The sequence below is a fragment of the Streptomyces ureilyticus genome (assembly GCF_011045025.1).
GTDB lineage: Bacteria > Actinomycetota > Actinomycetes > Streptomycetales > Streptomycetaceae > Streptomyces > Streptomyces ureilyticus.
In genome coordinates, this window is sequence record NZ_JAAKZX010000049.1 from 44,850 (window position 1) to 51,396 (window position 6,547).

Here is a 6,547-nt window from a genome sequence, read left to right on the forward strand (position 1 = left end):
TGCGGAGCCGCCACTGTCGCAGCACCGCGCCCCTGAAGGGACGTATGGCCACCTAGTCCGTTCTGCGGGTGTTGCTCCCCGTTCGACCGTGCCATGCTTGGCGGCCAGTCGGCTCCAGAAGCGGCTGTGGGGGTGGCCATGACGGACGTACCAGACGGGCAGAAGGACGTACGGGACCGGCCGAAGCGAGGCATCGCGCACCTGGTCTGCGGGCGGCGGGCCAAGTGGCTGGTGGTGGCGCTGTGGGTGGTGGTGCTGCTGCTCACGGCGCCGTTCGCGCAGAAGCTCACCGACGCCCAGGACAACGACGCGGCGTCCTGGCTGCCCGGCTCCGCGGAGTCGACCCAGGTCCTGGAGGCCTCCGAGGACTTCAGGCCGGAGCAGATCCCCGCGATCGTCGTGTACGCCCGCGAGAGCGGCCTCACGGCACAGGACCGGACGCAGATCGCGGAGGACGTGAGCCGGCTCAAGGAGCTGCGCGAGCACGGGATCCGTGGGGCGGAGACCCGAGGCCCGACGTTCGACCGGGACGCCGATCCCCGTGCGGCCCAGGTCTTCGTGCCGATCACGATGGACGAGAAGGGCTGGGAGCGGATCGCGCCCGCGGTCGACTCGATCCGTGCGGACGTCGGTGAGGGCGGCGACGGCCTTGCCGTGCACATCACGGGCCCGGGCGGTACGTCCGCGGACTTCTCCGAGGCCTTCGAGGGCATCGACTCGACGCTGCTGTTCTCGGCGATGACCGTCGTCATCGTGATGCTGCTGCTCACCTATCGCAGCCCGACACTGCTCTTCGTCCCGCTGCTCGGGGTGATCGTCGCGCTGTTCACCTCGCAGGCGCTGATCTACTTCCTGGCGGAGAACGCGGGCCTGACCGTCAACGGCCAGAGCGCGGGCATCCTCACAGTCCTGGTGTTCGGCGCCGGGACGGACTACGCCCTGCTCCTGGTCGCCCGCTACCGGGAGGAGCTGCGCCGCCACGAGGACCGCCACGAGGCCATGGCGCTGGCTCTGCACCGGGCGGGTCCCGCGGTGCTCGCGTCCGGCGCCACGGTCGTGCTGAGCATGCTGGTGCTGCTCGCCGCCGAGATGAACTCGACGCGCGGCCTCGGCCCGGTCGCCGCCATCGGCGTCGCGGTGGCGCTGCTCGCGATGCTCACCCTGTTCCCGGCCCTGCTCGTGATCTTCGGCCGCTGGATCTTCTGGCCGGTGATCCCCCACTTCGGCGCGCCCGACCCGACCGAACGCGGCGTCTGGGCCCGCATGGGCCGCCGTATAGCCCGCCGCCCGCGCATGATCTGGGGCGTCACGGCGGCGGCGCTCGCGCTGCTGTCGCTCGGCCTGATCCAGATGCGCGCGGAGGGGCTCAGCAACGCCGACGCCTTCACCGACAAACCCGACTCGATCGTCGGCCAGGAGGTGTCCGCACGCTACTTCCCGGCGGGCAGCGGCGATCCGCTCGTCGTCATCAGCAACCAGGCGCAGGCCCGAGAAGTCGGCCGGGCCGTCGCGGGCACGTCCGGCGTCGTACCGGAGTCCCTCGGCCTGCCACCGGGCGCGAAACCGCAGTTCGAGGGCAGGGTGATCTTCGAGGCCACGATGACCGCACCCTCGGACAGCGAGGCCGCGAAGGAGACGGTGGAGCGGGTACGGGACGCCGTGCACGCGGTGCCCGACGCGGACGCCCAGGTGGGCGGCGGCACGGCGGCTCTGCTCGACATGGACGAGGCGACGACCCACGACAACATCCTGATCATCCCGCTGGTGCTCGTGGTCGTGCTGCTGATCCTCTGCGCCCTGCTGCGCGCCCTGATCGCTCCACTCCTGCTGATCGGCACGGTGGTGCTGTCGTTCGCCGCCGCGCTGGGGATCAGTGCGCTCGCGTTCCGTCACCTCTTCGACTACGCGGGCGAGGCGACGGACTTCCCGCTCTTCGTCTTCGTGTTCCTGGTGGCGCTGGGCATCGACTACAACATCTTCCTGACCACCCGCATCCGCGAGGAGGCGGCCCGGCAGGGCACCCGCCCCGGCGTGGTGACCGGCCTTGCAGCGACCGGCGCCGTCATCACCTCGGCGGGCCTGGTCCTGGCCGGCACCTTCGCCGCCCTCGGCACCCTCCCCATGGTGGCCTTCGCGGAGATCGGCTTCGCCGTGGCCCTCGGCGTCCTCCTCGACACGTTCATCGTCCGCTCGATCCTGGTCACGTCCCTGTTCCTGGACGTCGGCCCGAAGGTGTGGTGGCCGCACCGACTGGCCCGGGAGGACAGCGGGGCGCCGGCGCCGACGACGGTCAGTGGCACTCCGGAACCGGCGTCGCGGCCGGGCGGACCATCCGAGTAGCAGCCCCTCCGGCGCCCCTCCGGCCGACGCCTTATGGCTTGACCGCGATCCGGCCTTCGTCCATGCGGAGCAGGAGAAGCCGCGCGCCGGTCTTCTCCAGGAATTCGTCCACGGCGGCTTTCGACCCCTGCCACCAGCCGTAGTCGTCAATGAGGAGAACACCGCCGCTGACCAACCGCGGGTAGAGGTACTCCAGTTCATGCCGCGTCGAGGCATACCAGTCGGTGTCGAGCCGCAGGATCGAAATCCGCTCGGGCGCCTCGGCGGGAATGGTGTCCTCCACAAGCCCCTGAACGAAATGCACGCGATCACCGGGGTACGGAATCCCGTCGAAGCCCTCTTTTACGTCCTCCAAGGTGGCGACGGCCCAGATCGGTCGGCTCCGGTCCTGTCGGGCGAGCAGATCCGCGGCGGGCTCCCCGTCCCGGCGCAGGTCTTTGTCGGTCGGCGCCGGCATGCCCTCGAACGTATCGAAGAGGTACAGGTGCCGCTCGGTGTCATGCAGGCCGAGCAGGGTGCGGGCGGCCGCCTGCATACTGCCGCCCCGCCACACTCCGCACTCGACGATGTCACCGGCGATGCTGTGCCGGCTCACGTGACGGGTGGCCAGAATCAGGGCATTGAGCCGTTCGGGCGAGGTCATCGTGTAAGGGGAAACGGCCCGAATGATGTCCCTCGCCATGTCGTCGTAATCGGCGGGGAATGTGATGCCGGGAGCCGAATCCGTTCTCTGCGGGGCCCTCTGCACAGAGCTTTGCGGGGAGCTGTTCCGGGACAATGCGGGGCTCGAGCGACGGAGTTCGTAGCCGCTGAACCGCCTCAAGGTGTCATTGACATTCTTACGCCACGTCATAAAGGCAACGTACGTCCCGAACCAGAAACCGGCAGCTTCACCGCCGCCACGTACCCGCACACGCCTACATGCGTCAGCCGGTCCGGCGGATCAGCGCCAGATACATCGCGTCCGTTCCGTGCAGATGCGGCCACAGCTGTACGTCGGGGCCGTCGCCCAACGCCGGTACGCCGGCCAACTGCGGCCGGGCGTCGAGCAGTTCGGCGGAGCCGTCGTTCTGCTTGAGGGCGTCGTCGACGACCGCGCGGGTCTCGGCGAGGTGCGGAGAGCAGGTGACGTAGGCGACGACCCCGCCGACCCGTACCGATTCGAGCGCCGTGCGCAGCAGTCCGCGCTGGAGCGGTGCGAAGTCGTCCAGGTCGTCGGGGCGGCGGCGCCAGCGGGCCTCGGGGCGGCGGCGCAGGGCGCCGAGTCCCGTGCACGGTACGTCCATCAGGACCCGGTCGAAGGAGCCGGGCCGCCACGGCGGACGCAGTCCGTCGGCGGCGATCACCTGGTACGGCCCCGGGTTCCCGGCGAGCGCCCTGGCCACGAGCCCGGCCCGGTGCGGCTGCTTCTCGGCGGCGAGCAGCACGGCCCCCCGCTCGGCGGCGAGCCCGGCGAGCAACGCCGCCTTGCCGCCCGGCCCCGCACAGCCGTCGAGCCACTTCTGGTCGGGCCCCTCGAGGGGCGCGTTGGCGAGGGCGAGCGCCACCAGCTGGCTGCCCTCGTCCTGGACGCCGGCCCGGCCCTCGCGTACGGCGTCGATGGCGCCCGGTTCGCCGCCCTCGGAGAGCCGCACGGCGTACGGCGACCAGCGTCCGGGCAACGCTGCCTCGTCATCGAGTGCGTCACGAATCTCCTCGGCCGTGGCGCGTCCGGGCCGGGCGACGAGGGTCACCTCGGGCCGCTCGTTGTCGGCAGCGAGGAGCTCCTCGACCCCGGCGCGCCCGCCCCCGAGCGAGTCCCACAGCGCCGAGACGACCCACCGGGGATGCGAGTGCACGACGGCGAGATGCTCCTCGGGATCCTCGTCGTACGGCGGCGCCACCCGCTCCAGCCACCCGTCGAGGTCGTGCTGCGCGACCTTCCGCAGAACGGCGTTGACGAACTTGGCCCGCCCGTCACCGAGTACGACCCGGGCGAGCTCGACGGAGGCGGACACGGCGGCATGGCTGGGAATCCGCGTACCGAGCAGCTGATGCACACCAAGGCTCAGCACATCGAGCACGGGAGGGTCGACCTCACGCAACGGCCGGTCCACACAGGCCGCGATGACGGCGTCGTACGTCCCCTGCCGCCGCAGCGTTCCGTACACCAACTCCGTGGCCAGCGCCGCGTCCCGCCCGTCGAAGTCCCCCTTCTGCCGCGCCTTCCGCAGCAGCGGGGGCAGGACGAGATTGGCGTACGCGTCCCGCTCGTCCACGGCCCGCAGGACCTCGAAGGCGAGCATCCGCACGGGGTCCTTCTTGGGACGACGGTGCGGCTTCCCCTGCGGGCGACGACGACGGTCCTGCTCGTTCACGTAAAAGGTGCTCCGGATCTTGGAAGGGCTACTCCTCCAGCGTACGTCGCCCTCTCCTCGCCCTTACTTGCCCCCGACCCGTTCTCCGGAGGCGATCCGTACCCCGCGTGCCCAGTCCGCCGCGCGCATCGGCTTCTTGCCCTGGGCCTGGACCCACAGGAGTTCGACGACATGCGAGCCGGTGCCGACGTACACGTTGTTCTTGGCGACGGACGTCTCGCCCGGCGCGAGGTCCGTGCGCTCGGGCACGAGCGCGGCCTGGATGAGCTTGAGCCGCTCACCGCGGAAGACGGTCCAGGCGCCGGGTGCCGGGGTGCATCCTCGCACCACCCGGTCGACGCGCAGCGCGGGCGCGGACCAGTCGACCTCCGCATCCTCGACAGTGATCTTTGGCGCGATCGTGACGCCTTCCGACGGCTGCGGTACGGCCTTGAGCGTGCCGTCCGCGATCCCGTCCATCGTCGCGACGAGCAGCCCGGCGCCCGCGAAAGCGAGCCGCGTCAGCAGATCCCCACTGGTGTCGGTGGGCCGCACCTCTTCGGTGACGGTCCCGTACACGGGCCCGGAGTCGAGCCCCTCCTCGATCAGGAACGTGGACGCACCCGTGATCTCGTCCCCCGCCATCACCGCGTGCTGCACGGGCGCCGCCCCCCGCCAGGCGGGCAGCAGCGAGAAGTGCAGATTGACCCAGCCGTGGGCGGGGATGTCGAGCGCGACCCGGGGCAGCAGCGCCCCGTACGCGACGACCGGGCAACAGTCGGGCCCGATCTCCCGCAGCCGCTCCAGGAACTCCGGCTCCCGCGGCTTCCCGGGCTTCAGCACCTCGATCCCCGCCTCCTCGGCCCGCTCGGCGACCGGACTCGCGACCAGCCGCCGCCCCCGCCCGGCCGGCGCGTCGGGCCGCGTGACGACGGCGACCACGTCATGCCGCCCGGAGGCGATCAGAGCATCCAGAGCGGGAACGGCGACCTCGGGCGTACCGGCGAAGACGAGCTTCATGGGCTGGTTCAGGCCTCTCGGGCGAGGGTGGAAGCGGGCAACGCACAAGTCTATGGCGGCGGACGGCGAGCGAGGACGCAGCTCCCACGACTACGGAGGGAAAGCCGCTGGTCCCGTGCCCACGGCGGGAAAGCCGCCAACGGCGAAGCACCCCACAGGAGACGCCCACCCCTCTCTCCACTGGAAACGGGCGGTGCGCGAGTGGGAGACGAAACCCGGCGAAGCCGAAGGCGAGCCGAACAGCGCACCCCCACCCCCCAGGGAGCGCACGAACACACGCACACGCCCCCACCCGTGACCAGCAGAGCGTAAAGGCGTTGGGTCAAGAAAGAGTTGACCACAACGGGCCGCACCAGCGGCCCGATCCTTTTCAACTTCAACGCCGGTTCGAGAGGCTTGTTCATGGCCGACCACGCAACCCACGACGCCCAGGCTCGCGCCAGCCTGCACTTGCTGGTGCGGGACATCGAGCGGGTCCGCCGGCAGGTGGACGCACTGCGCACGCTCACCGCCCAGTTGGGCAACGTCTACCGCCCGCGCCGCTCCGGCCCGTCCACAGGCTTCGTCGTCTACGGACGCGCCCCCGCCCCGACCGTCCGCCTCGCCCAGGAGCTGCGGGACAGTGTCGAAACCCTGGTCACCGCCGCCGTGGACTTCGATCGCTCACTGGGTTTCTCGTGGGACGCGGTGGGCTCCGCACTCGGAGTCACCAAACAGGCGGTACACCGCCGTTACGGCGCACGCCGCGCCGCCGCCCAGGCCGCCGCCGAGGCCGAGCGCGCCACGGAACCATCGGGCTCCCGCACGGCCCCCGTCAACGCAGGGGTGCCCACGGTCCCCGCGGCCCGCTC

At 71.1% G+C, this 6,547-nt stretch carries 5 protein-coding genes; 2 read left to right on the forward strand and 3 right to left on the reverse strand.

The features are described from left to right. The first annotated feature begins 138 nt into the window (after positions 1-138). The gene (locus tag G6048_RS17800; RefSeq protein ID WP_165340533.1) at positions 139-2,340 is read left to right on the forward strand and encodes an MMPL family transporter; all 2,202 of its coding nucleotides are present in this window, start codon (positions 139-141) and stop codon (positions 2,338-2,340) included. A 31-nt stretch (positions 2,341-2,371) separates the two neighbouring features. Here G6048_RS17800 and G6048_RS17805 read toward each other — a convergent pair whose 3' ends face one another. The 3 genes from G6048_RS17805 to fmt all read right to left on the reverse strand — a co-directional run bounded on the left by G6048_RS17805 (position 2,372) and on the right by fmt (position 5,696). After that, complete coding sequence (locus G6048_RS17805) at positions 2,372-3,193, reverse strand: TylF/MycF/NovP-related O-methyltransferase (RefSeq protein ID WP_165340534.1); 822 nt, start codon at positions 3,191-3,193, stop codon at positions 2,372-2,374. Between the two features lie 73 nt (positions 3,194-3,266). Further along, entirely contained in the window at positions 3,267-4,697 is a 1,431-nt protein-coding gene (locus G6048_RS17810; RefSeq protein ID WP_165340535.1) for an RsmB/NOP family class I SAM-dependent RNA methyltransferase, read from the reverse strand. 63 nt (positions 4,698-4,760) lie between these two features. Next, entirely contained in the window at positions 4,761-5,696 is a 936-nt protein-coding gene (fmt, locus tag G6048_RS17815) for a methionyl-tRNA formyltransferase (RefSeq protein WP_165340536.1), read from the reverse strand. Between the two features lie 402 nt (positions 5,697-6,098). Between fmt and G6048_RS17820 the strand changes: the two genes are divergently transcribed. Further along, on the forward strand, positions 6,099-6,547 hold a 449-nt coding region (locus G6048_RS17820; RefSeq protein WP_165340537.1), incomplete at its 3' end, for a hypothetical protein.

Coding starts and splice junctions, on each gene's coding strand:
- G6048_RS17805 (WP_165340534.1), bottom strand. CDS start 3,193: ATGACGTGGCGTAAGAATGTCAATGACACCTTGAGGCGGTTCAGCGGC.
- G6048_RS17800 (WP_165340533.1), top strand. CDS start 139: ATGACGGACGTACCAGACGGGCAGAAGGACGTACGGGACCGGCCGAAG.
- fmt (WP_165340536.1), bottom strand. CDS start 5,696: ATGAAGCTCGTCTTCGCCGGTACGCCCGAGGTCGCCGTTCCCGCTCTG.